Source organism: Streptomyces sp. NPDC096013, assembly GCF_044763565.1.
Classification (GTDB): Bacteria; Actinomycetota; Actinomycetes; order Streptomycetales; family Streptomycetaceae; genus Streptomyces.
On sequence record NZ_JBIWGK010000009.1, the window covers coordinates 253,812 to 276,037 of the forward strand.

The window sequence follows — 22,226 nt, forward strand, 5'->3', positions numbered from 1 at the left end:
CGGAGCCCGAGCCGTCAGAAGAGGCTGAGCAGGGCCTCCGCCGGGTCCACCATCCCGTTCTCCCCGTCGGGCAGCGGCAGTTCGAACCACACCGTCTTGCCGCGCGGTGTCCGGCGTGAGCCCCAGGCCGCCGAGAGGAGGCCGACCAGTTGCAAGCCCCGGCCGCCCTCGTCCGTGTCCCGGGCGCGGCGGCGGCGCGGCTGGACCAGGCCCGCGTCCCAGACCTCGCACACCAGGGTGCGGTCCAGCAGGAGCCGGAGCCTGATCTCGCCCTCGCCGTACCGCAGCGCGTTCGTGACCAGTTCGCTGACGAGCAACTCGGCGGTGTCGACGAGGGGTTCGAGGTCCCAGGACTGGAGGCGGGCGCGGGCGTACTCGCGGGCGCGGCCCACGCTGCGTGGTTCGCGCGGGAGGGTCCAGTCGCCGACCGAGTCCTCGGGCAGGCCCTGGACGCGGGCCATGAGGAGCGCGATGTCGTCCTCGCCGTGGTGGGTGTCGAGGGTGCTGAGGACGTGGTCGCAGACGTCCTCCAGGTCGCGGTGGGTGTCGGCGTTCAGGGCCGTCCTGGCGTGCGGCCGGTCGTCGGCGGACGGATCGCGGGTCGCCGGGTCCGTCAGCGCGCCCACGAAGGCCTGGAGTCCCTCGTCCAGGGGGTGGTCGCGGGACTCGACCAGTCCATCCGTGTAGAGCGCCAGCAGCGCGCCTTCGGGGAGTTCGACCTCCACCTCCTCGAAGGGCTCGCCGCCGACCCCCAGGGGCATCCCGGGCGGGACGTCGAGCATCAGCGCCGCTTCGCCCGGTTCGACCAGGACCGGCGGGAGATGGCCCGCGTTGGCGAAGGTGCAGCGCCTGGTCACCGAGTCGTAGACGGCGTAGATACAGGTCGCGAGGTACACCTCGGAGAGGTCGGCCTCGCGGGGGCGGCGGGCGGCCCGGGTGGCCTGCTGGACGCCGCCGGGGGTGCCGAGGCCGCGGGCGATCTCGTCCAACGCGGAGAGCACTTCGGCCGGTTCGAGGTCGAGGAGGGCCAACGTACGGACGGCGGTGCGGAGTTCGCCCATGGCCACCGCGGCGCGCAGCCCGCGGCCCATCACGTCGCCGACCACCAACGCGGTGCGGTGGCCGGGGAGTTCGATGACGTCGAACCAGTCGCCGCCGACCTCGGTGGCCGCGTTTCCGGGCAGGTAACGACACGCGATGTCGAGGCCGGACGCCTCCGGGTCGCCGGGCGGGAGCAGGGACCGTTGCAGTATCAACGCCCGTTCGTGCTCGCGCCGGTACAGCCGCGCGTTGTCGATACAGACGGCGGCCCGCGCCGCCAGCTCCACCGCGAGATCCCGGTCCCGGTCCCCGAACAGCTCGCTGCCCTTCGTCCGCGCGAACTGCGCGAGTCCTACGACGGTGTCGTGGGCGACCATCGGCACGGCCAGCGTGGACTGGACGAGGCCGCCCTCCTCGGCGGGGACGTACTGCGGGCGGGCGGTGCGCAGGGCGTCCGCGCAGGGCGAGTTGAAGGGGTAGTGGTGGACCGCGCCCACGGAGACGGGGGCGCCGCCGCCGACGAAGGGGGCGTCGGAGACCGCGCTGGCGAAGGCCACCCGGCGCAGTTCGGCGCTGCCGTCGGCGCGTCCCGGCGGGGTCTCGTCGCCGGCCAGGAGGCCTTGGTAGAGGTCGACGGTCGCGAGGTCGCAGAAGCCGGGGACGACGACGTCGAGGAGTTCGCGGGCCGTGGTCTCCAGGTCGAGGGAGTTCCCGATGCGGGCGCCGGCCTCGTTCAGAAGGGCGAGATTGCGCCGCGCGGAGGCGGCCTCGCGGGCGGCGGCGCGGCGCTCGGTGACATCGGTGCCGAGCCAGGCGATGCCGATGGGCCGGCCGCTGCCGCTGTGCACGCGGTAGAGGTTGATGGACCAGTGGCGGCGCTCGTCGGAGCCCGGCACCAGACCGGTGACCTGCATGTCGGTGATGGAGTTGCCGGTCTCCAGGACGCGGCGCAGGGTCGCGGTGATCCGCTCGGCCTCGGGGCTCTGCAAATAGTCGTGGACGCCCCGGCCGCGGTGGTCGTCGGGGGTGCCGCCGAAGGTGTTGGCGATCTGCTGGTTGGCGCGGCGGACCCGCAGGTCGGGGTCGATCAGCAGGAACCCGAACGGAGATTGACCGAATATCGACTGCGACGCGGCAAGATCGGTCTCTATGCGGCGCAGGATGCGGACGTCGACGACGATGCAGACGGCGGCCCGTTCGCCCTCCTCGGTCCGGGTCGGCATCACATAGACCTCGGCGAGCCCCTCCTTGCCCGGCTCGCCCTCGGCGCTCTCCGGCACCTTGAAGGGCACCACGCCGGTCCACTCGCGGCCGTCCAGGATCTCGGCCATCTTCCGCTGGCCGTGCTCGTGCAGTTCGGGATCGACGAACGCCTCGATGGGGTCCATGCCGACCGCGTGCTCGGTGGAGATGCCGAAGAGCTGCTCGGCCCGCAGGCTCCACTGGTCGACGAGCCCGTCGGGGCCGATGGAGAAGGACGCGACCTTGATGTAGTCGTAGATCGAGCCGGGTGGACTGCTCTGCCACATGGCGTCGCCGACGGACAGGGAGTCCTCTGCGGGCACGTCGATGTAGCCCGCGGCCTCAGCCCTCGCGCGATCCGACGGGTCCTCGGACTCCGTGGCCTTCGCTGGTATCTCGCTCACGCGAACCGTCCCCTCCAGCTCACCGCGTCCGGCACCGGTCACCGGGGGCGGCTGCCCGCAGTATCCAGCACTACGGCGCCGCACAACACGGTGTTCACGATCACAGGACAATCCCGATGCATTTCGGACCTGCCTGCGACAACACTCCCAGTCTTCTAACCAGCGGACACGCAGTCGAACCACGCGGATCGACAACCGTCACAGGCCTGAACCAGTCGATGGACACGCTTGTCCGGTCCGTACAGGCCGGATCACCCGGGTACGGCCAGCTCGAACCACACCGTCTTGCCCGTTTCGCCCGGCCTGGTACCCCAGCGGACGCAGGCGCCCGCGACGAGTTGGAGACCCCGGCCGCTCTCGTCCTCCGGGCGGGCGACGCGCTCGCGGGGCGGGTCGGGCAGCGGGTCGGAGACCTCGACGAGGAGCACGCCGTCCGGGCCGACCGGGCGGACCAGCCGGACACCGATAGGGCCCGTGGCGTGCCGCAACGCGTTGGTCACCAGCTCGCTCACGAGCAGCGCCGCGATGTCGGCGAGCGCGTCGAGCCCCCAGTCGCGCAACTGGCCGCGCACCGCCGAGCGTGCGGTGCGGACCGCCCCCGGCTCCGCGGGGAACGTCCACTCGACGCAGTCGCCTTCGGTGTCGATCAAGCCGATCACATCCCGGGCCAGCCAGCACACCCATGTCCGATTTCATGGGGTTAATGGGCACATACCCGATATCTAAGGCGGGGTACCGTCCCCCAGGGCGCACTGTGGCACGAACGGCGTACGCCAAGCCGGCCACGCTCCCCCGGCATGCCGGGCTGCGACGCCGACGCGCCCCGGTGCCGAGAGGGGTGACGCCATTCGGGGCATCCGGGGGGCGTCGAGAGCGGGCGACGGACTCAACACACCGCAGCGCCAAGAGCGGACGACGACCTCAGCGCGCCCGGGCGTCGAGCAGCGCGAGTGTCTCCCGTACGGCAGGCACGTCCTGGTCGAGCCAGTCGACGGTCCAGACGTCGGCGGGGGCGAGCCAGCGGAGTTCGTCGTGGTCTTCGAGGGGCCGCGGCCGGGGCGAGCCGGGGAGCAGGCGGGCCGTCCAGACCTGGAGGGTGTACGGCGGCTTCAGGGGCCATTCGCCGGGGACGCGCTCGACGGTCTCCGCGTCGACGCCGAGTTCCTCGCCCAACTCGCGTACCAGCGCGGCCTCGGGGCGCTCGCCGGGTTCGACCTTGCCGCCGGGGAGTTCCCAGCGTCCGGCGAGTTCGGGGGGTGCGCTGCGGCGCGCGGCGAGGAGGCGGCCGTCGTCGAACAGGGCGGCTCCGACCACCACGATCCGTGTCGTCATGCGCGGGAGCCTACGGGGTGCGGTCAGTTGCGGGTCGCGTCGCCGTGCTGCCCGATCCGCTCGACCCAGTAGAGCTGCCTGTGCCCTCGGTCGTCGAGGCTGTCGGCGATCTTCTGCGCCTCGGCGCGGGTGGCGTACCTGCCCACGCGGTAGCGATTGCCGTTGTCGTCCTGCCGTATCACGAGCCAGGGCAGGGTGATCGTGTTGTCGTTCATCGCGCCCCTCCGCTTCCAGCTCGCGGTTCGTGCCGTGCCCCACCCCATAAGGAAACCGCAATCCGCATATGCCGGAGCCTACGCCTAACCTTCACGCAGCGAATACGGCTTTTCACAAAGAGGTACGCAACCAGCCAAGACGCAGGGGGCGCACACCGGTGAACGCGCCGCTGGCGCACCTCGATGCTTCCGGTGAGAGGCACGCTACAGGTGCCGTGAACGACCTGCGAGAAAGACCGGAATCCAACGGCCCGCGGGGCAGCGCGGATTGACCAGTTCCGTCGACAGGGCGGGACAACTGCCGGGAAGCGTGCGCTACTTCACCTGCGACGCACTACACCGCACCACACCGCAGACCCGCCGCACCACTCGGTGCGCCCCTTCACCACCGGTGCCGGTGCGCTACTTCACCGGCAGGTGGTAGGCGATCCGGTACCGGTCGGCCGGGACCACCACGTCGGCCGTCTCCACCGGGCGGCCCGAGGCGTAGTAGGTGCGCTGGATGACGAGGACCACATGCCCGGGAACTCCCCCCAGGGCGAGCAACTCCTCGGCGAGGCCCGGCCGGGCGCCGACCTCCTCGGTGACGTTGTCCACGACGACGTCGATCGCGCGCATCCGCTCGACGACCCCCATCCCGCCGAGCGGCCCCTCCTCGGGCAGCATCACGGGCGTACGTCCGGTCACCGCGAGGGGCTCCCAGGACGTGGAGAGCATCATCGTCTCGCCGGCGTCCCGGAACACGTACTTCGTGCACATCACGCGCTCGCCGGGCTGGAGCGCGAGCCGCTCGGCGATGGTGCCGCTGGCCTCGGCCTGCTCGCTGCTGGATTCCCAGGTGCCGCGCGCCTCCCCGTCGGCCTGCTCCTGCCTGAACGGCGTCGCGCCGGCCGGCGGCCGGAACCCTGAGCGGGACACGCGCCGCGGCACGGGACGCTCGCGCACATACGTCCCCGACCCGGAGCGGCCCTCGACCAGCCCCTCGGCCATCAGCACCTTGCGCGCCTCCAGCGCGACCGTGTCGGAGACCCCGTACTCCTCGCGGATCCTGGCCTGCGAGGGCAGCCGGGTGTGCGGGGGCAGCTGGCCGTCGACGATCTTCTTGCGGAGATCACCCGCGACGCGCAGATACGCCGGCTGCTCACCGAATGTCACTGGCCGCTCCCATCAGGTTGTACAGACAGCAACAGCCTGGCAACCGTGGGTTGTGCCATGCAAGCAAAGGCCAGAGAATCACTCGATGTGATGACTTATACCCGGCGTGGGCTTTACCCAGGCGCTTTCTCCCCGCTATAGGAGCCGTCACACCTCCATGCCGCCGGCGTCTCCCCCGCTGTTCCCGCCGCTGTCGTTCCCGTCGTACGACGGAGGGGTCGTGGCGAGCCCCAGAGCCTTGCGGGCGGTGACGGACTTCTTCGGGTCGATGAGGTCGGCGCCCTTGTCGTAGTGGGCGTAGAACGCGTCGGCGTCGGAGGCCCCGGCCGCCTGGGCCCACTCCTTCTGCGCCGCCCGCAGGTTCTTGACCAGGGCCGCGACCGGCTCCTTGGACGCGGCCGGCCACTCGTGGCCCTCCAGCAGGTCGGCCTGCCGGGTCAGCGCGGTCGAGACCCGGCCCGCCCAGGCCCGGTGCCCCGGCAGGTCGTCCTCGACGTACTGCGCGTCGGGCGCCGAGTCCAGCGCGGTGTTCAGGACGTGAGCCGCCTTCAGATACGCGACCTGGTCCTGGTCGAGGGTCGTGGCGTCGTTGCGCAGCGAACCGCCGGGCAGGCTCGCGTCCTCGTCCGTGTTGCCGAACACGCAGGTGATCTCGCGGTCGCCCAGGCTCCAGCTCTCCGAGGTCGGGGTGACGTAGTAGATGTCCACGTCGTCGGGTACGGCCCAGCCGTCCATGGCGTAGGTGTCCTGGAGGGCGTAGCACTTGTCGCCGGCGGTGGCCGTGACCTCCTTGTCCCCGGGGTAGGCGCCGCCGTCCATCCGCACGACGCCGAACACCTCGCCGTCGTGCTCGACGGCGCAGGGCACCACGTCGAACTCGTACGCCCGGCCCTCCAGCGAACCGCTGGGCGCGTCGAAGCACTCGCCCTTCGCGGGCGAGGCGCTGGTGTTGTTCCGCGCGCTGTCCTTCATGTCGTCCCAGAGGCCGGTCGCGGCGCCGGTCACGCCGAGCACCCAGACCATCAGCCCGAACGCCGACAGCACGATCCCGGCCGCCGCCATGCTCCGTCCGCGCTCGCCCCGCTTCTTGATCTGCCTCAGCGCGATCAGCCCGAGGACGAATCCGACACCCGGTATGCAGCACAGGATGCCGAGCACGAGCGCGGCGACGGACATGCCGTTCAGGGGCGCGGGGTTGTTGTCCGGGGTGTAGCCCTGCCCCCAGGTCTGGTAGGGCTGCGGCCCGTAGGGGCTCGGGGGACCCGGAGGGGTGTGGGGACCTTGGGGGTACGGGGCGTAGGGGCTCTGCGGCGGTGTCCCGTACGGGAGTTGGGGCTGCGCGCCGTAGGGGTACTGCGGGGGTGCGTACGGGTCCTGGGGCTGCGGGTACGGCTGCGGTGGGGCGTACGGGTCGTGGGGCTGTGTCGAGGATGCCTGCGAGTCCTGCGGCTTCGGCTCCGGTGGGGCGAAGGGGTTGTACGGGGTGGATGCCTGCGGGGTGGGAGACGGGCCCGGGGCCGGGGGCTGGTCCTGGGGGCTCTCGGGGCCCTGGGTGGGCGGCCCTTGGGGCTCCGGGGGCGGGGGTATGGACACGGGTACCGTGCTCCTGGTTCAGGCGGGGATCTCCGGGAGGAGCGCTGGAGATCTTCAGATGCGGGACTGTCGTACGACTTGGCGCATGGTAAGCGTGAGGTGAGTGGGGACGGCACGCGGGTGACGCGAGGGCCCGCGCGGACGGTGAACGCGCTTGCCACGCCGTGGCCGGGGCGCCGACGGGGGCACGGTGTTCTCGGCGTCCGGGGTGCGTGGGTTGCCGGCGCTGCTCGCGGACGGTGGCGGGGTCTGATCTGACCGTGGGCCGGGTCACCGACCCGACGCCGTGCGGGAACCGCCCGAACCCCGCGCGCTGATCCCGCGATAGGCCTCCCCCTCCGGGCGCGAGGGAGGAACCCCTCGCCCACCCCCGTCCGTGGTAACCCTCCGCGCGCCCTCCACCCCCACCCCTCACCGCACCCCATCGTCGAACGGTGCCCAAACCCACCCGCCTCCTGCTCCCCCTCCTCGCCGCCGCCCTGTTCCTCCCTCTCCCCCTCTCCCCGGCGGTCGCCGCGCCCGGCCCTCACCCCCGCGACGACTGCGGCAGCTCCGGCTGGACCCCTTCCGCCACCCGGATCGACCCGGCCGACACCTACCACCCCTACGTCGGCAACGGTTACCTCGGCACGCGTGTCCCGCCCGCCGGTGCGGGCTATGCCGCGTCCGGGGAGAAGACCGGGTGGCCGCTCTACACCCCGCGGTACGACGGCGCGTTCGTGTCCGGTCTCTACGCCCGCGGGCCCGCGAACACGGCCGGCCGTGAGGCGCTCGCCGGGCTGCCGAACTGGACCGGGATCGATGTCACCGCCGGTGCCGAGACCTACGGCGAGCGCGGCCGGATCTCGCACTACCGCCAGGCCCTCGACCTCCGCTGCGGCTACGTCCGTACGTCCCTCACCTGGACCACCACCGACGGCCGCCGCACCGACCTCGTCTACGACGTCCTCGCCACCCGCGACGACCCGCACACCGGCGCCGTCCAGCTGCGCGTGACCCCGCACTGGGACGGCCGGCTCACCCTCACCGACCGGCTCGACGGGCGCGGTGCCCGCCGTATCACGCGGACCGACGGCGGCCACCTCGGCGACCACACCATCGGCGTGGCCTTCCGCACGGACGGGACAGGAGTCGAGGGGGCCGTCACCTCCGTGCTGGATGCGCCGGGGCATGGCCAACGTGCCCGTAGGCAGGGCGAGTTGAGCGCCGGTCAGGCGAGCGCCGTCCCCGTGCGCTCCGGGCGTACCTACACCGCCACCAAATACGTCGGCGTCGACACCTCGCTCACCTCGCCCGACCCCCGGTCCGCCGCGCAGGACGCCGCCGCCCGGGCCGCGCGCCGCGGGTGGGGCGCGCTGCTCGCCTCGCACACCGCCGCGTGGCGGGCGTTGTGGGCGTCGGACATCGAGGTGCCGGGGCATCCGGATCTCCAGCTCTGGGTGCGTTCCGCCCAGTACGGGCTGCTGTCCGCGCTGCGGCCCGGCGCCCGGGACAGCATCGCGCCGGCCGGGCTGACCAGCGACAACTACGCGGGCATGGTGTTCTGGGACGCCGAGACGTGGATGTTCCCCTCGCTGCTGGCCACCCACCCCGAGCTCGCCCGCCCGGTCCTCGAATACCGCTACCGCACCCGGACGGCCGCCGCCGAGAACGCCGCGAAGACCGCCGTGAAGGGGCTGTTCTTCCCCTGGACGAGCGCGAGTCACGGCCGGCTGTGGAACGAGTGCCAGAGCTGGCAGCCGCCGCACTGCCTCACCCAGAACCACCTCCAGGGCGACATCGCCCTCGCCGCCTGGCAGTACTACCTCGCCACCGGCGACCGCGCCTGGCTCCGCACCCGGGGCCTGCCCCTCCTCAACGGCCTTGCCCGGTACTGGACTTCGCGGGCCACGAAGAACACCGACGGCTCCTACTCCGTCAAGGAGGTCGCCGGACCCGACGAGTACAGCAACGGTGTCGACGACGGCGTCTACACCAACGCCGTCGCCGCCACCGCCCTGCGCGCCGCGACCGACGCGGCCCGCGTCCTCGGCACCCCCGCCCCCGCCGACTGGCTCACCGTCGCCGACCATCTGCGCATCCCCTACGACCCGAAGCGCAGGATCTTCCTCCAGTACGACGGCTACAACGGCTCGCAGATCAAGCAGGCCGACACCGTGCTGCTGATCTACCCGCTGGAGTGGCCCATGCCCGCCGGTGCCGCAGCCGCCACCCTCGACTACTACGCCGGCCGCACCGACCCCGACGGTCCCGCCATGACCGACGCCGTCCACGCGATCGACGCGGCGGCGATCGACGAGCCGGGCTGTGCCGCGTACACCTACCTGCGGCGGGCCTACCAGCCCTTCGCGCGCGGCCCGTTCGCCCTGTTCTCGGAGTCGCGCGGTGACAAGGCGGGCGCGTCCGACCCCCTCGCGGGCTCGCCCGCGCAGGACTTCCTCACCGGTAAGGGTGGCTTCCTCCAGGTCTTCACCCACGGTCTCACCGGTCTGCGCCTGCGCCCCGGCACCCTCCGCCTCGACCCGAGCCTGCCGCCCCAACTCGCGGCCGGCGTACGCCTGTCGGGGCTGCGCTGGCGCGGGCGTACGTACGACATCGCGATCGGGGCGAAGACGACGACCGTGCGGCTGCGGACGGGCGCGCCCTTCGTGCTGGACACCCCCGAGGGGCGGCGCACCCTCTCCGGCACGGTCACCCTGAAGACCCGGCGCCCCGATCTCACCCCCACCACCGACCTGGCCCGGTGTCACCCGGCGACGGCGACCTCCTCGGTCTCCGGCCGCTACCCGGAGGCGGCGGTCGACGGCAGCCCCGCGACCTCCTGGTCACCGGACGCCGACCGGGCCTCCCTCACCGTCGACCTGGGCCACGCGGCGCGCGTCAGTACGGTGCGGCCCGGCTGGACGAAGCGGCCGGCGTCGTCCACCGTCGAGGTCTCGACCGACCGGCGCACCTGGCACGCCCCGAACGGCACACCCGCCCGGTACGTCCGCGTCAGCGTGCGCGGCGGGACGGGTGCCGCGCTCGCCGAACTCGACGTGCGCTCATGACCGCCTCAGATCCTTGGGAACGCGCTCGGCATCCTTGGGAACGCGCTCGGTCGGCTCCCCCGCCAGCCTCCGCTGCTCCTCCTCCACGATGCGGCGAGCCAGCGACGCGTCGGAGATGTCGATCGCGTCCGGAGTCGCGTCCGCCAGGTCGCTGCGCCGGGCGAACGCATCGAAGAGGCGGTCCTTGTTCTCGAGGATGGTCAGGAGCCGGTCGTCCACGCTGTCGGCGGCGAGCATGCGGTGCACCTGGACCGTGCGTATCTGGCCCATGCGGTGGACGCGGGCCACGGCCTGGTGCTCCACCGTCGGCTTGACCTGGGGTTCGCAGAGGATGACGAGGGAGGCGGCCTGGAGGTTGAGACCGACGCCGCCGGCCTCGATCTGGGAGAGCAGGACGGCGTGGCCGGTCGCCTGGGTGAAGTCGTCGACGAGCCGCTGGCGGCGGGCCGCCGGGACGCTTCCGGAGATGGGGCCGAACACGCCTTTCTCCAGAGCCTGTTCGACCGCGGCGAGGACGTCGCGGAAGTAGGAGAAGACGACCACCTTCACGCCGTTGTCCGCGGCCTCGGCGACCAGCTCGCGCAGGCGCTGGAGCTTCGCGGACTTCTCGGGGTCGGCGTAGGCGGCGCGGCGCATCGCCATGAAGTTGCCGTCGCCGACCGCGCGCTCGTACGCCTCGCGGTCGGCGGCGCCCAGTTCCACCCACTCGTCGACCTGGACCAGGGCGGGCAGTTCGGTGAGCACGTCCTCCTGGTTGCGGCGCAGGTAGGCGGGGGCGACGGACTTGCGGAAGGCGTGCGGTCCGGCCGCCGCCGTGCCGTTGCGGACGACCGGCAGGAGGTCGGGGCGGAGGTGGCGGACGAGGGTGCGGAACTCCTCGACCCGGTTCTCCATGGGGGTGCCGGTGAGGAACAGGACGCGGTCGCAGCGCTCGGTCCACAGGGCGACCGATTTCGTACGGCGGGTGTCGGGGTTCTTCACGTAGTGGGCCTCGTCCACGACGAGCATGCCCGGGGTGGGGGCCGTGGGCGCGTCGGTGCTCGGCCTCCTGCCCTTGGCCGACGGGTCGGCCGGCGCGGGCAGGGTGTGCAGCGTGTCGAACGTGGTGATCGCGACCCCGCCGCGCTCGCCCCATTCCGCATAGGCCTCGTGGCGGTCCGGGCCGTGCACCGGCAGCGCGCGCAGGGTACTGCGGGTGCGGATCTCGCGGGTCCAGTTGATCAGCACGCTGGCCGGGCAGACCACCAGGAAGTGGTGCTGCCCCTCGGCCGCGAGGTGGGCGAGGGCGGCGATGGCCTGGACGGTCTTGCCGAGCCCCATCTCGTCCCCGAGGACGACCCGGCGTTGGGCCAGGGCGAAGCGCGCCCCGAACGACTGGTATCCGCGCAGGGAGACCCGGCGGTGGGTGTCGTCCAGCGGCTGGGCGTGCACGCGCTCGGCCAGCTCCGCGGGGAGGAAGCCCTCGCTGGCCGCGAGGTCCGGCTGCTGCCCGTCGACCTCGGCGAGCTGGCTGTAGTACTCGGCGGAGCGCAGCTCGAAGTCGACCCACGCCTCGATCTCGGAGACCGGCGGGCGCAGCAGGTCGGTGGAGGCCTGGGCGATCAGCAGGCGTACGTCCTTGGCGGCCGGGTCGCCGACCAGTTCGCGGATCTCGGCGACCGCGGCGAGCGCGCTGTCCCTCCGCCCACGGCCGGCGAGTGCCATCAGGAGTCTGCTGCTGGCGGGGCGGGCCACGGGGAGCAGGGCGCCGAGCCGCTCGTCGAGCCGGGTGGCCGCGTCCAGGGCGCGGCGCAGCTCCGGGCCCGCTTCCACGAGCCGTTGCAGCGCGATGACCAGGGCGGTGGTGCGGGGTTCGGGGTGGTCGACGTCGATGCGGACGGAGACGGTCTCCGCGACGGCGCGCGCAATCTGCCGGGCGGCGGCGAGCGCGCGGTCGGCGGTCTGCTGTCCTACGCCGGGCAGTTGCCGCAGTTCGTACCGGCTCGCCTGGTGCACCGCGCGCACGGAGGTCAGCCCCGCCGCCTCGACGGCCCCGAGTCGCAGCCGGCCCTCGGTGACGTCCTTCAGACGGGCGACCGGGATGGACTCCAGCTCCTGCGCGACCAGTTCGGCCCGCAGCGGCTCCAGGGCGGAGCGGACGGCGTCGAGCGCGCGCGTGTGGTCGGCGCGCAGGGTGCGCGCCACGTCGTACAGCCGCGTGCCGCGCTCGCACAGCTCCCTGGCCCGCCGCCCGACCCGCGGAGACTCGCCCTCCATGTCACCCCCCGCTCCCCATTCGTCCCGGTGTGCAGCCATCGTGGCACGCGCCACTGACAACGGGACCGGGACGGCGGTCCGGGCCGCCCGCGGGCCCGGTGTCAGGCCTCGAACCCGGTTGCCCGCGCCCGCTTCTCCCACGCCTCGACATCGCCGCGCACCTGCTCCAGATGCCCGAGCACCGCACCGATCGCGTCCTCCCCCAGCGGCAGACGCAGCGGGGTGTGCTCGGCGTCGAGGGCGGCGAGGACGACGGCCGCCGCCTTGGCGGGGTCGCCGGGCTGGCTGCCGTCGTTGGCGGCGACGGAGGCGCGGGTCTCGCTCACGCGCGCGTAGACCCCGCTGTCGGGGCTGACCCCGGCGCGGGCGGTGTCGAAGAGGGCGGTGCGGAAGGCGCCCGGTTCCACGACCAGCACCTTGATGCCGTACTCGGCGACCTCGTCCGCGAGCCCCTCGGAGAGACCCTCCAGGGCGAACTTCGTTCCGCTGTACGCCGAGAAGCCCGCGAAGGACATCTGGCCGCCCATGCTGCTCATCTGCACGATCGCCCCGGAGCGCCGCTCCCGCATGTGCGGCAGCACCGCGCGCGTGAGGGCGGCGGGCCCGAAGACATGCAGGTCGAACAGGTCACGCAGTTCCTGCTCGGTGGTCTCCTCGAAGGCGCCGACGTGCGTACGGCCCGCGTTGTTGACGAGTACGTCGATCCGCCCGTGCCGCGCCACCACGTCCCGTACGGCCGCCTCCGCCGCCCCCGTGTCGGTGACGTCCAGGCGCAGTGTCTCCATCTGGTCGGGCCGGGCGGCGACGAGGTCGTCCAGCGCCTCGGTCCGCCGGGCCGCGCCGACGACCACGTCACCGGCCGCGAGCGCCGCCTCGACGATCGCCCGCCCGAGTCCGCTGCTCGCACCGGTCACCAGCCACACCTTGTTCATCAGGACTCCAGGAATTCGGGTGAGTTCACGTGCTTCCGTCGTCGACCACCCTGCTGCCGCGACCGGTTGCCCGTCCAAGACCCGTTCTGATAACCGTTGGTTATGACGACGGACGTCCATGTGCGGGACCTGCGGTACTTCGTGGCGGTCGCCGAGGACCTGCATTTCACCCGGGCGGCCGAGCGGTTGTACGTGTCGCAGCCCGCCCTGAGCAAGCAGATCCGGGCGCTGGAGCGGCAGTTGGGTGCGGAACTCTTCCGGCGCGACCGGCAGGGCGTCGCGCTCACGTCCGCCGGTGCGGCTCTCCTGCCGTACGCCGAGCGGCTGTTGGCGGTCTGGGCGGAGGGTGCGTCGGCGCTGGCGGAGGCCGGCGCGGCCGAACGCGGCACGCTGGTGGTCGGCATGAGCACCAGCCCCGGCCGCGGCGGCCTGCTGCCCGCGATCCGCTCCCGCTTCACGGCGGCACGCCCGGAGGCCACCGTCCGGCTGCGCCAGGTGAGTTGGGACGACCCGACCGCCGGTCTCGCCGACGGCGACACGGACGTGGCCTTCGTCTGGCTGCCGCTGCCCGAGGCGGCAAGCGGGGATCGCTACGACTGGACGGTGGTCGCCGAGGAACCCCGCCTGGTCGCGCTCGCGGACACCCATCCCCTCGCGGACCGCCCCCACATCGACTTCACGGACCTCCTCGACGAACCGTTCCTCGCCCTCCCGCCCAGCGCGGGCCGCCTGCGCGACCACTGGCTCGCCCTCGACGAACGCGGCGGACGGCCACCGCGGATCGGCGCGGAGATCGCGAGCACGGAGGAGACGTACGAGGCGCTGGCCGCCGGCCTGGGCGTCTGCCTGGTCGCCACGGGCAACGCCCACCTGATCACCCTCGGCGGGGTCATCACCCGCCCGGTGCACGGCATTTCGCCGAGCCGTTACGCCCTCGCGTGGCGGCGCGAGGACGGTGCACGCCCCCTGGTCCGGGCGTACGCGGAGGCGTGCCGCCTGGCGACGGGACGCTGAACGGGACTCGCCCGCCGCACGGCTACGCGCTCGGCCGACCCGACTCCGACGCCTGGGCGCAGGGCTGGTCGGGCGAAGGAGTGGACGGTTCGGGCTCCGGGACGACGGGGTTCGGCGACTCCTTCACGGGCCCGCGCGGCGACCCGTCACCATGACCTCCGCCGTCGCCACCGCCGTCGCCACCCTCGTGACCATCACCGTCTCCCCCGGTCGCCGGGTCCGTCGGCGTGGGCTCCGGCTTCGGCTTCGGGTCGCCGCTCTTGGGAGGCGCGGGAGTCGGCTCCGTGGGCTTCGGAGGCGGGGTGGGTTCCGGGACCACCGGGGGTGACGGCAGCGGCTTCGGCTCGGGGGGCGGGGTGGGTTCCACCGGCGGGCGGGGCGTCGGATCGACAGGCGCCGTAGGAGCGGGTGTTACGCCGTCTCCTGCCGCCGGTGTCACGGTCGATTCGCCCGCGTCGGCCTCAAGTGCGGCCGGAGGCACGGCACTTACGGACCCGTCGGCCGCAGGGGGCGTAGAAGCATCGCGTTCGCCCGGGGTCTTCGAGGGGCTCGTCGGCCGGGGCTCGGAGGCCACCGGTGCCTGGGCGACGGGGACTTCGGTCGCCGGGCTCTTCGCGACCGGGACCTCGGTGGTGCCGGTGCCGCCGAGGAGGACGCAGACCGCGACGGCGCCCGCGACGGCCGTGCCGACCGCGGCCGCCAACTGCGCCTTGGAGGCACCGACCGCCGCGTGCCGTACGCCGTGCAGGAGTCCGCCGCCGTGGCCGGCCGCGGCCGATCCCGCTGCGGCGGAGCCCGCGCCGAACGCGAGCAGGAACTTGCCCGCGCCGCCGAGCACGAAGACGAGGAGGGCCGGTGCCACGAGCGCGGGCAGCCGGTCGTTGGCGCGCATCAGGGCCGCGAGCCGGGCCCGGCAGTCGTCGCACGCGTCGACGTGGCCGAGGAGGCGTTCGGACTGCCGCTCGGTGGCGCCGCCGCGCACGTAGGCGGGCATGCGCGCCCAGTGGACCCGGCACGCGGGGTCGTCCGGGGCGCCGGTCTGCTCGCGCAGGAACGCCTGCCGCATGCCCTCCCGGGCGCGGTGCAGGAGTACGGCCGTGGCGCCCTCCCGGGTGCCTAGCTGAGGACCGATCGCGGCCAGCGGCAGGCCCTCGGCCTCGGCGAGCCACAGTGCCTTCACCCAGCGCTCGGGCAACTGCTCAAGCACCCGCACCAGCAGGTCGGTCGAGGACACCTGCTCGGCCGGGTCGCCCCCGTGGACGTGCGCGGGGACGGCGCCCACCCGTTCGTCGGCCTGCGGATCGCGCGGGGTCTCGCGTGCGGCGGTCCCCGCGGCGGTGGCGAGGTGCTTCACCGTGGTCATGAGGTACGCCGGCACGTTGTCGATCTCGTGCCCGGCGGACAGCCTGCGCCACACCCTGAAGTGCGCCTCGGCCACCAGGTCTTCGGCGACCCAGGAGTTGCGGGTGAGGGAGCGGGCGTAGGCGACGAGGCGCGGCTGCTGCTCCTCGTAGATCCGGGCGTACGCGGCGGTGGGGCCGTCGTTCATGGCAGCAACGCTCCAGTTGCCGGGGGCGGGGAAGGATGCGTAAGCCTAGATGCCGAAACTTTCAACTAAAGTTGCGGCGACAACGCAAGGTGACTCGGATCACATCAACCTTCTTCCGTCCCGGCGTAATCAACTGCCCCTCCGCGCTCTCAAGAGGATGTGCCGGCACAACAGGCCGCCGCCCCGCCCGAGTTCGGAGACCGCCCATGAGCCACCTCACCCTGGAACAGCCCACCGGCGCCCGCCTGATCGCCGACGACGACCAGGAGCTGGCCGTCACGGTCACCCTTCGCTACTCCTCCGGCGACCCCTTCGCCGTCCAACTCCTCTTCCCCGCCTGGATATCGCTCGACGGCAAGAAGGTGACGTGGACCTTCTCGCGGGCGCTGCTGGAGGAGGGTCTCGTGACTCCGGCCGGGATGGGCAACGTGCACATCAGGCCATATGGCCCCGCCCATACGGCAGTCGAGTTCCACTCGGCGGAGGGCATCGCGATGATCCGCTTCGACAGCGTCGCCCTGCACCACTTCCTGCGCCGCACATACCGGGTGACCGAACCGGGCCGGGAGGCAGTGGAACCGTCCCTCGACATCGGGCTCGCCTCGCTGCTCGACGGTGCGTGAGCGCGGGCCGGTTGTCGGTGGCGGCTGCTTCCATGAGGCCATGAGCACCGCACACGAGGCCGCCGCCCGCCTCCCCGAACCCACCGAACTCCGCTTGCCGCGGCGGGCGTTGGCCGTCCTGGACGCGACGATCGAGGACGACCGTCGACGAAGTGCCCGCCGTCCTGCGGCCGTTGCTGGACGACCCCGCTTTCCGTGACGAGGGCCTCGGCGTCCCGCGGGTCACCGTGTGCCTGTGGCGCGAGACCGGCGACACCGTGTGGTGCGCCGGCTCGGCCATCGACGTTCCCGCGGGCCACGGAAGCCCGGACGGCTCCGGTTTCCTCTTCCACCTCCTCACCGACAGTTCCTCGGAGACCGTCCGGGCCCACTTCGAGGACTACTACGAGCGTCCGGTCCGGCCGGGGCTAGGTCGCCGTGCAGGAGACCGTGGGCCAGGTCCAGTTGCCGTTCGCCTGGATGGTCACGCCCCAACTGTTGCCACTGCCGTTGGGTTTCGCGGTCAGCACCTGCGAACTCGGGTACGTGGCCGCGATGTTCCAGGTGGAGAGGATCTTCGCCGGGGACGGGACGTTCATCGTCACGGTCCAGTTGCTGGAGCCGGTGACCGCCACGTTGAGGTTGTACCGGTCGCTCCACTGCGTACCGGCGGACAGCGTCGCCGTACAACTGCTGCCGCCGCCACCGCCGTTGCCGCTGCCGTCGGGGGCCACGGCGCGGCCCGTCGTCGGGGAGATCATTCCGGCGCAGAGGTTGCGGGCGGCCAGGCCCTGGGCGATGCGCGGGATCGCCGCGACCGTGTTGGCGGGCCAGTCGTGCATGAGGATGACCTGGCCGTTGGTGAGCCGGCCCGCCGCCGCGACGATCGCGTCGGTGCTCGCGCCGTTCCAGTCCTGCGAGTCGACGTCCCAAATGATCTCCGTCAGACCGTACTTGGCCTCCACGGCCTTCACGGTCGCGTTGGTCTCGCCGTACGGCGGCCGGAACAGCTTGGGTGTGCCGCCGCCCGCGGCCGCGATGGCCTGCTGGGTCCGGGAGATCTCCGAGTCGACGGTCGCCTGCGTCTGCTGGGTCAGGTGCGGGTGGGTGTAGCTGTGGTTGCCGACCCACATCCCGGCGTCGACCTGCGCCTTGACCTGCGCGGGGTAGGCGGCCGCGTACTGGCCCTCGTTGAACATCGTGGCCCGGAGGCCGTTCTGCTTCAGCGCGTTGAGCAGGGTGGGGGTGTTGCCGGACGGGCCGTCGTCGAAGGTGAGCCCGACGTACCCGCCGCAGGTGGCGGCCTGCGCCGGGGCCGCCGTACCGACGGCGAGGGTGCCCGCGGCGGCCAGGGCGATGACGGCGAGCCTGGCGACCAGGGAGCGTAATGAGAAGTGCGGTGCGGATCTCATGTGAAGTGGACCTCCAGCCTTGGGAGTCGGGGCGGGCTAGCTCGCCGTGCAGGAGACCGTGGGCCAGGTCCAGTTGCCGTTCGCCTGGATGGTGGCGCCCCAACTGTTGCCGCTGCCGTTGGGTTTCGCCGTGAGCACCTGCGAACTCGGGTACGTGGCCGCGATGTTCCAGGTGGAGAGGATCTTCGCCGGGGACGGGACGTTCATCGTCACGGTCCAGTTGCTGGAGCCGGTGACCGCGACGTTGAGGTTGTACCGGTCGCTCCACTGCGTACCGGCGGACAGCGTCGCGGTGCAGCCGCTGGAGCCGCCACCGCCTCCGCCGCCGCCACCTCCCGAACTGGTGCCGTCCACCGTGATGTTGGAGTTGCCGCTGCTCTGGTAACCCTCGGTCGCGAGGATCATGTAGTAGTTGAAGCTGCCGAGCGGCATGCCGGCGCGGGCCCAGGCGTCGAAGTGGTTGCCGGTGGTGATGGTGCCGCCGGTCCGCTTGGTCTGCCGGACGCTCCAGTACTGGTCGAAGGTCTTCGTGCCCTCCACCGAAGGGGCGTTGTACCGCGTGGTCTTGTAGATGTCGTACGTGCCGCCGTCACTGTTGACGGTGCCCATGTACGTGCCCGTCGGCCGGTAGGTGCCCCAGTTGTCGACGATGTAGTACTCGACCAGCGGGTTCGACGTCCAGCCGTAGAGCGACAGGTAGCCGTTGCCGGACGGGTTGAAGGTCCCCGAGTACGTCACGCTGCGGCGTCCGCCGGTGGTCCAGCCCTTGCCCGCGACGAAGTTGCCGGTGTTGCTCCAGGTGGTGCTGTAGTTGCCGCCGGAGCCGAGGTTCATGGAGACCGACCCTGGCGAGTCGGTCCAGAACGAGTAGTAGTAGCCGTTGTTGGTGCCGGTCTGGTTCGTGGTGACGGTCGTGTCGGCACTGGCGGTGCCCGGCAGCGTCATCGTCGCCAGGAGGGCCAGCAGCAGCGCGCAGGCACTGCTGACGAACAGCCTGAAGCGCGGGGGTGGTTGGGGGGTGCGCGCGGATGCGGGTGCGGGTGCGTTGTTCATGCGGATGCTTCCTCCTCGTCCTCGTCACATCACGGTCACGACGGCGTCAGTGTTGGTCTGCCCCTGACAACTGTCAATAGTTTCGGTAACGAGTACGAAATATTCGCCGCCCGCATTCACCGGGATTTGCTTGTAACTTCCCAGCTCAGTCGCGTAATTGAACGATTCACAGTTGGCGAACTTTAGTAGGTCGCAGGGAATCAAGATCCGAGCTTCGAATGTTTTCGCCCGAATGTTTCGAAGAATTCCCCGATCATACGAAGGCCCAACTGCTACGCCCCGCAAGCCCGTAGCTCACAGCGGCCAGGCCGCCAGCAGGTCTCCGGGGCCGTAGACGGCATCGAGCCCCGGACAGTCGACTCCGCCGCGCGAGACCGCCACGACCGGAACGGGTTCGTCGGTGAGAGCGGCGCCGTGCCGGTGCAGGGCGGCCAGGTCGTGCCGGTCGAAGGGGGACTGTTCCAGCCACTTGATGGAGCCCACGAAGAGCAGTTCTTTGGCGACGGGGGCACGGTCGGCCCCCACGATGTCGATCTCGACGTCATTGGTGCGGGTCCAGTAGCCGCCGACCGCCGGGGCCACGGGGAGGCGGTCGTCGGGCAGTATCCGCGCCAGGGCTTCACGGACGAGGGGCTCGACCGCCCGGCCTCGCCAACTGGTCCAGTTCTCCCGGATGCGCGCCAGGGTCAGATCGCCCCGCCCCCGCTCGATCTCCTCCATGGACGGGCCGAGCAGGCGCAGCCAGAACCGCAGATAGGGATCGGTCACCCGGTAGCGCCGGTCCTTCGACGGACGTAGCGACACAGGCAGCTCCGCGGCGACGATCCGCTTGTCCGTCAGCAGTTCCAGCGCTCGTTGCAGCGGCGTGGCCCCGATTCCGCCGGCCGCACGGGCGATGTTGGTGAAGGTCCGCTCGCCGCTGCCGATGGCCGCCAGCACCGTCCGCGCCTGAGCCCGCGGAGGGAACTCGGCGGCCAGCGAGCGCTCGGCCGACACCAGGAGTGCGGAGACCGGGTCGCTCAGCGCCTCGTCGAGGAAGTCCCACAGCCCCGCACCGCGCGGCCACTCCGCGCAGATCAGCGGCAGCCCGCCGGTGACCAGCGCGGCGTCGAAGGCCTCCGCGGGTTCCAGCCCGAGCATTCGCCCCACCTCGGCAGGGTTCAGCGGCCCCAGCACCATCTCCCGGCCGCGCTGATGGAAGGGCCGTCCGTAGCCGTTCAGCGCCTCCATCATCGACAGATCGGAGCCGATGAGGACCAGCAGTACCGGCTTGGTCTCCAGCACCCGGTCCCAGGCCCGTTGCAGCATCCCCTCGAAGGCGCCCTCGGCATCCATCAGATACGGCACCTCGTCGATGACCAGCACGCTCGCCCGGTCGGCGGGCAGTGCCGCGGCCAGCACGTCGAACGCGGCGTCCCAGTTCTCCGGGCGCGCGGCGGCCACGAGCGGGGCCATCGGCAGGGTGGACGTCTGGGCGTCCCGGGCCAGCCGGGCGAGGTCGCCTCGCAGGGACGCGCCGGTCGCCGCGTAGAACAGGAACGGGGCGCCGGAACGCTCCGCGAACCGCTCGACCAGCCGTGACTTGCCCACCCGGCGCCGTCCGCGCAACATCACGCACCGCCCAGGGCGCTCCCCGCCGACCGCTGCCGCCACTTTCCGGAGCTCTCGGTCCAGCGTCGCCAGCTCCTGACGCCGACCCACGAAATCCACCACGTCGGCCGACCTCCACGCTTGATACTAACGACAACGTTACTAACGTAGACGTTAGCAATCGCCCCCGCCCCTCGTCGCGTCGCGTCGCGTCGCCAGGAGCGATCGGCAGCGACTCATCCCCCGCGCCCTTCCCGATCGTCCGGTCCCGGACAGGCACAGCCGGTCGCGCGGCCGGGGCGTCATGAACTTCTCGGCCCGCGGAAAGCACGCACCCCCACACAGCGCCGAACCCCGAACCAGCCGGACCGAAGATACTGTTATCCCTTCTCATTTTCTCATTCAAACGAAGGAAGGGTGTGATGGACGGGTTAACCACCTCCCCCCAGGGCAGAAAGCCGTTGTTTCCGGCAAAGAAAGAAAAGGAAGGGCGAGGGGGTGGAAAGAGTGGAGGGGATTTTCGTGCCATGAGGGCATACGTGGAGCCAATCGCCGGGGTGTATTTCTTTCGTTCGATCATTGGTGAGACGCATGCACTTATGCTGCGATTCCTTCTGGACCGAAGTCCTTCAGCATCGCGAGCGCCTCCTGCGTCTGGTGCGCCGTCGGCTGCCCAACCTGCATGACGCCGAGGACTGCGTCCAGGAGGCCATGCTGCGCGCGGCGACCCACCGCGACCTGGACCCCGACCGGCTCGGACCGTTCCTGACCACGGTCGCCATGCGGCTGTGCATCGACAGCTACCGGGAGCGGGAGCGCTGGCAGCGGCTGCTGCTGCGCATCACCGACGGGGAGCCGGAAATGCTGGAGGAGGCCGTCTGCGACCAGGAATTCGGGCGCTGGCTGCTCCGGCAGGCCGGCCAGCTCCGGGGCCGGGAGCGGCAGGTGATGCTCGCGCGGGCCGACGGCATCTCCATCGCCGAGTTCGCCCGTATCAACCAGATCTCCGTAAAGGCCGCCGAGGGTGCTTTCACACGTGGCAGAGCAAGGCTCCGGCACATGTGCACCCAGTCTCTGGGCGAATCCTGCGGATGAACGGAAAATGGTTCGGCATCCTGGCCCATTCCATGATGCCCCTCTAGGGAAGGACACTCCGAAAAGTGGCCGACAAACCGAGCACACAGGACACCATCAAGAACTTACTCGGCGACATCGCCGACAGTTCCAACAAGGCGTTCAACGATTTCCTCGACCCGCCGAACAAATCCCGGAAGTCCGACTTCCCGGACTGGTTCGGCGCCGCCAATCCCATGGCGGCCCTCGCCGGGACGCCCCTCGGGGCACTCCAGGCGATGGCCGCGTTCGGCGGTGGCGGGCTGAACCCCGTGGCCGCACTGGCCGGCGCCAACCCGCTCGCCCTCCTGGCGGGCGCCTCCTCCGACCGGGGCTCCACCCAGGTGAACCCCCTGGCCGCACTCGCCAACGCCAACCCGCTCGCCGTCCTGGCGGGCGCGAACCCGGCGGCCGCCCTCGCCGGACTGGCCGGCCAGTCCTCCTCCTCCCACAACAATCCGCTCGCCGCCTTCGGCCAGCTCGCCGGCGCGGCCGCGGGACTGCCCGCCGCCGTGGGCGGTCTCGGCGGCCTGGCCGAATCCCTGGCGACCCTGCCCCAGCAGATCGCCAAACTGACCGACCTGCTGTCCTCGCTGGTCGGCGCCCTGGACACGATCAGCGATGTCGCGGCGAGTGCCGGAGTGCGTCCGCCGGCCAAGAAGGGATGACCGAC

The 22,226-nt window shown here is 71.7% G+C and carries 18 protein-coding genes; 6 read left to right on the forward strand and 12 right to left on the reverse strand.

All coding sequences use genetic code 11. The features are described 5' to 3' along the window. Positions 1-14: 14 nt before the first annotated feature. From ACIRB1_RS28930 to ACIRB1_RS28955, 6 genes are all read right to left on the reverse strand, one after another. Positions 15-2,687: a SpoIIE family protein phosphatase gene (locus tag ACIRB1_RS28930; protein ID WP_403467494.1), complete on the reverse strand. Its 2,673-nt coding sequence runs from the start codon at positions 2,685-2,687 to the stop codon at positions 15-17. Positions 2,688-2,938: 251 nt separating this feature from the next. Continuing rightward, positions 2,939-3,346, reverse strand: a complete 408-nt coding sequence (locus tag ACIRB1_RS28935; protein ID WP_403467495.1) for an ATP-binding protein — start codon at positions 3,344-3,346, stop codon at positions 2,939-2,941. 262 nt (positions 3,347-3,608) lie between these two features. Then, the gene (locus ACIRB1_RS28940) at positions 3,609-4,019 is read right to left on the reverse strand and encodes a (deoxy)nucleoside triphosphate pyrophosphohydrolase (protein WP_403467496.1); all 411 of its coding nucleotides are present in this window, start codon (positions 4,017-4,019) and stop codon (positions 3,609-3,611) included. 23 nt (positions 4,020-4,042) lie between these two features. Further along, a complete protein-coding gene (locus ACIRB1_RS28945; RefSeq protein ID WP_366323668.1) occupies positions 4,043-4,234 on the reverse strand; it encodes an SPOR domain-containing protein in 192 nt (63 codons plus the stop codon). A gap of 402 nt (positions 4,235-4,636) precedes the next feature. After that, a complete protein-coding gene (locus ACIRB1_RS28950; protein ID WP_352180798.1) occupies positions 4,637-5,389 on the reverse strand; it encodes a GntR family transcriptional regulator in 753 nt (250 codons plus the stop codon). A 147-nt stretch (positions 5,390-5,536) separates the two neighbouring features. Continuing rightward, positions 5,537-6,982, reverse strand: coding sequence for a DUF4190 domain-containing protein (locus ACIRB1_RS28955; RefSeq protein WP_403467497.1), 1,446 nt, complete (start codon positions 6,980-6,982; stop codon positions 5,537-5,539). Positions 6,983-7,416: 434 nt separating this feature from the next. Between ACIRB1_RS28955 and ACIRB1_RS28960 the strand changes: the two genes are divergently transcribed. Further along, complete coding sequence (locus ACIRB1_RS28960) at positions 7,417-10,032, forward strand: discoidin domain-containing protein (RefSeq protein WP_403467498.1); 2,616 nt, start codon at positions 7,417-7,419, stop codon at positions 10,030-10,032. Here the strand turns inward: ACIRB1_RS28960 and ACIRB1_RS28965 are convergent. Beyond that, a complete protein-coding gene (locus tag ACIRB1_RS28965) occupies positions 10,027-12,288 on the reverse strand; it encodes a DEAD/DEAH box helicase (protein ID WP_403467499.1) in 2,262 nt (753 codons plus the stop codon). The two genes, ACIRB1_RS28960 and ACIRB1_RS28965, sit on opposite strands and share 6 nt — an antisense overlap. A gap of 101 nt (positions 12,289-12,389) precedes the next feature. Beyond that, positions 12,390-13,220 carry an SDR family NAD(P)-dependent oxidoreductase gene (locus ACIRB1_RS28970; protein ID WP_352180802.1) on the reverse strand — a complete coding sequence of 277 codons (831 nt, stop codon included), beginning with the start codon at positions 13,218-13,220 and terminating at the stop codon, positions 12,390-12,392. Positions 13,221-13,322: 102 nt separating this feature from the next. On the opposite strand from ACIRB1_RS28970, the gene ACIRB1_RS28975 reads away from it, so the two are divergent. Continuing rightward, positions 13,323-14,234 carry a LysR family transcriptional regulator gene (locus tag ACIRB1_RS28975; protein ID WP_352180803.1) on the forward strand — a complete coding sequence of 304 codons (912 nt, stop codon included), beginning with the start codon at positions 13,323-13,325 and terminating at the stop codon, positions 14,232-14,234. Positions 14,235-14,256: 22 nt separating this feature from the next. Here ACIRB1_RS28975 and ACIRB1_RS28980 read toward each other — a convergent pair whose 3' ends face one another. Then, entirely contained in the window at positions 14,257-15,783 is a 1,527-nt protein-coding gene (locus tag ACIRB1_RS28980; RefSeq protein ID WP_403467500.1) for a sigma-70 family RNA polymerase sigma factor, read from the reverse strand. Positions 15,784-15,989: 206 nt separating this feature from the next. Between ACIRB1_RS28980 and ACIRB1_RS28985 the strand changes: the two genes are divergently transcribed. Together ACIRB1_RS28985 and ACIRB1_RS28990 are read left to right on the forward strand one after the other, a co-directional pair. Further along, positions 15,990-16,406 carry an SsgA family sporulation/cell division regulator gene (locus ACIRB1_RS28985; protein ID WP_352180805.1) on the forward strand — a complete coding sequence of 139 codons (417 nt, stop codon included), beginning with the start codon at positions 15,990-15,992 and terminating at the stop codon, positions 16,404-16,406. A gap of 40 nt (positions 16,407-16,446) precedes the next feature. Beyond that, positions 16,447-16,605 (forward strand): hypothetical protein, encoded by a 159-nt coding sequence (locus tag ACIRB1_RS28990; RefSeq protein ID WP_352180806.1) that lies wholly within the window; start codon positions 16,447-16,449, stop codon positions 16,603-16,605. Positions 16,606-16,813: 208 nt separating this feature from the next. Here the strand turns inward: ACIRB1_RS28990 and ACIRB1_RS28995 are convergent, their stop codons facing one another. The 3 genes from ACIRB1_RS28995 to ACIRB1_RS29005 all read right to left on the reverse strand — a co-directional run bounded on the left by ACIRB1_RS28995 (position 16,814) and on the right by ACIRB1_RS29005 (position 20,563). Then, positions 16,814-17,797 carry a polysaccharide deacetylase family protein gene (locus tag ACIRB1_RS28995; RefSeq protein WP_352180807.1) on the reverse strand — a complete coding sequence of 328 codons (984 nt, stop codon included), beginning with the start codon at positions 17,795-17,797 and terminating at the stop codon, positions 16,814-16,816. Between the two features lie 36 nt (positions 17,798-17,833). Next, positions 17,834-18,850 carry a glycoside hydrolase family 11 protein gene (locus ACIRB1_RS29000; RefSeq protein ID WP_403467501.1) on the reverse strand — a complete coding sequence of 339 codons (1,017 nt, stop codon included), beginning with the start codon at positions 18,848-18,850 and terminating at the stop codon, positions 17,834-17,836. A 294-nt stretch (positions 18,851-19,144) separates the two neighbouring features. Next, on the reverse strand, positions 19,145-20,563 hold the full coding sequence (locus ACIRB1_RS29005; RefSeq protein WP_403467502.1) for an ATP-binding protein: 1,419 nt from the start codon (positions 20,561-20,563) through the stop codon (positions 19,145-19,147). 468 nt (positions 20,564-21,031) lie between these two features. On the opposite strand from ACIRB1_RS29005, the gene ACIRB1_RS29010 reads away from it, so the two are divergent. Together ACIRB1_RS29010 and ACIRB1_RS29015 are read left to right on the forward strand one after the other, a co-directional pair. Next, positions 21,032-21,535 (forward strand): sigma-70 family RNA polymerase sigma factor, encoded by a 504-nt coding sequence (locus ACIRB1_RS29010; protein ID WP_352180810.1) that lies wholly within the window; start codon positions 21,032-21,034, stop codon positions 21,533-21,535. A gap of 65 nt (positions 21,536-21,600) precedes the next feature. Beyond that, entirely contained in the window at positions 21,601-22,221 is a 621-nt protein-coding gene (locus ACIRB1_RS29015; protein WP_403467503.1) for a hypothetical protein, read from the forward strand. Positions 22,222-22,226 lie beyond the last annotated feature (5 nt).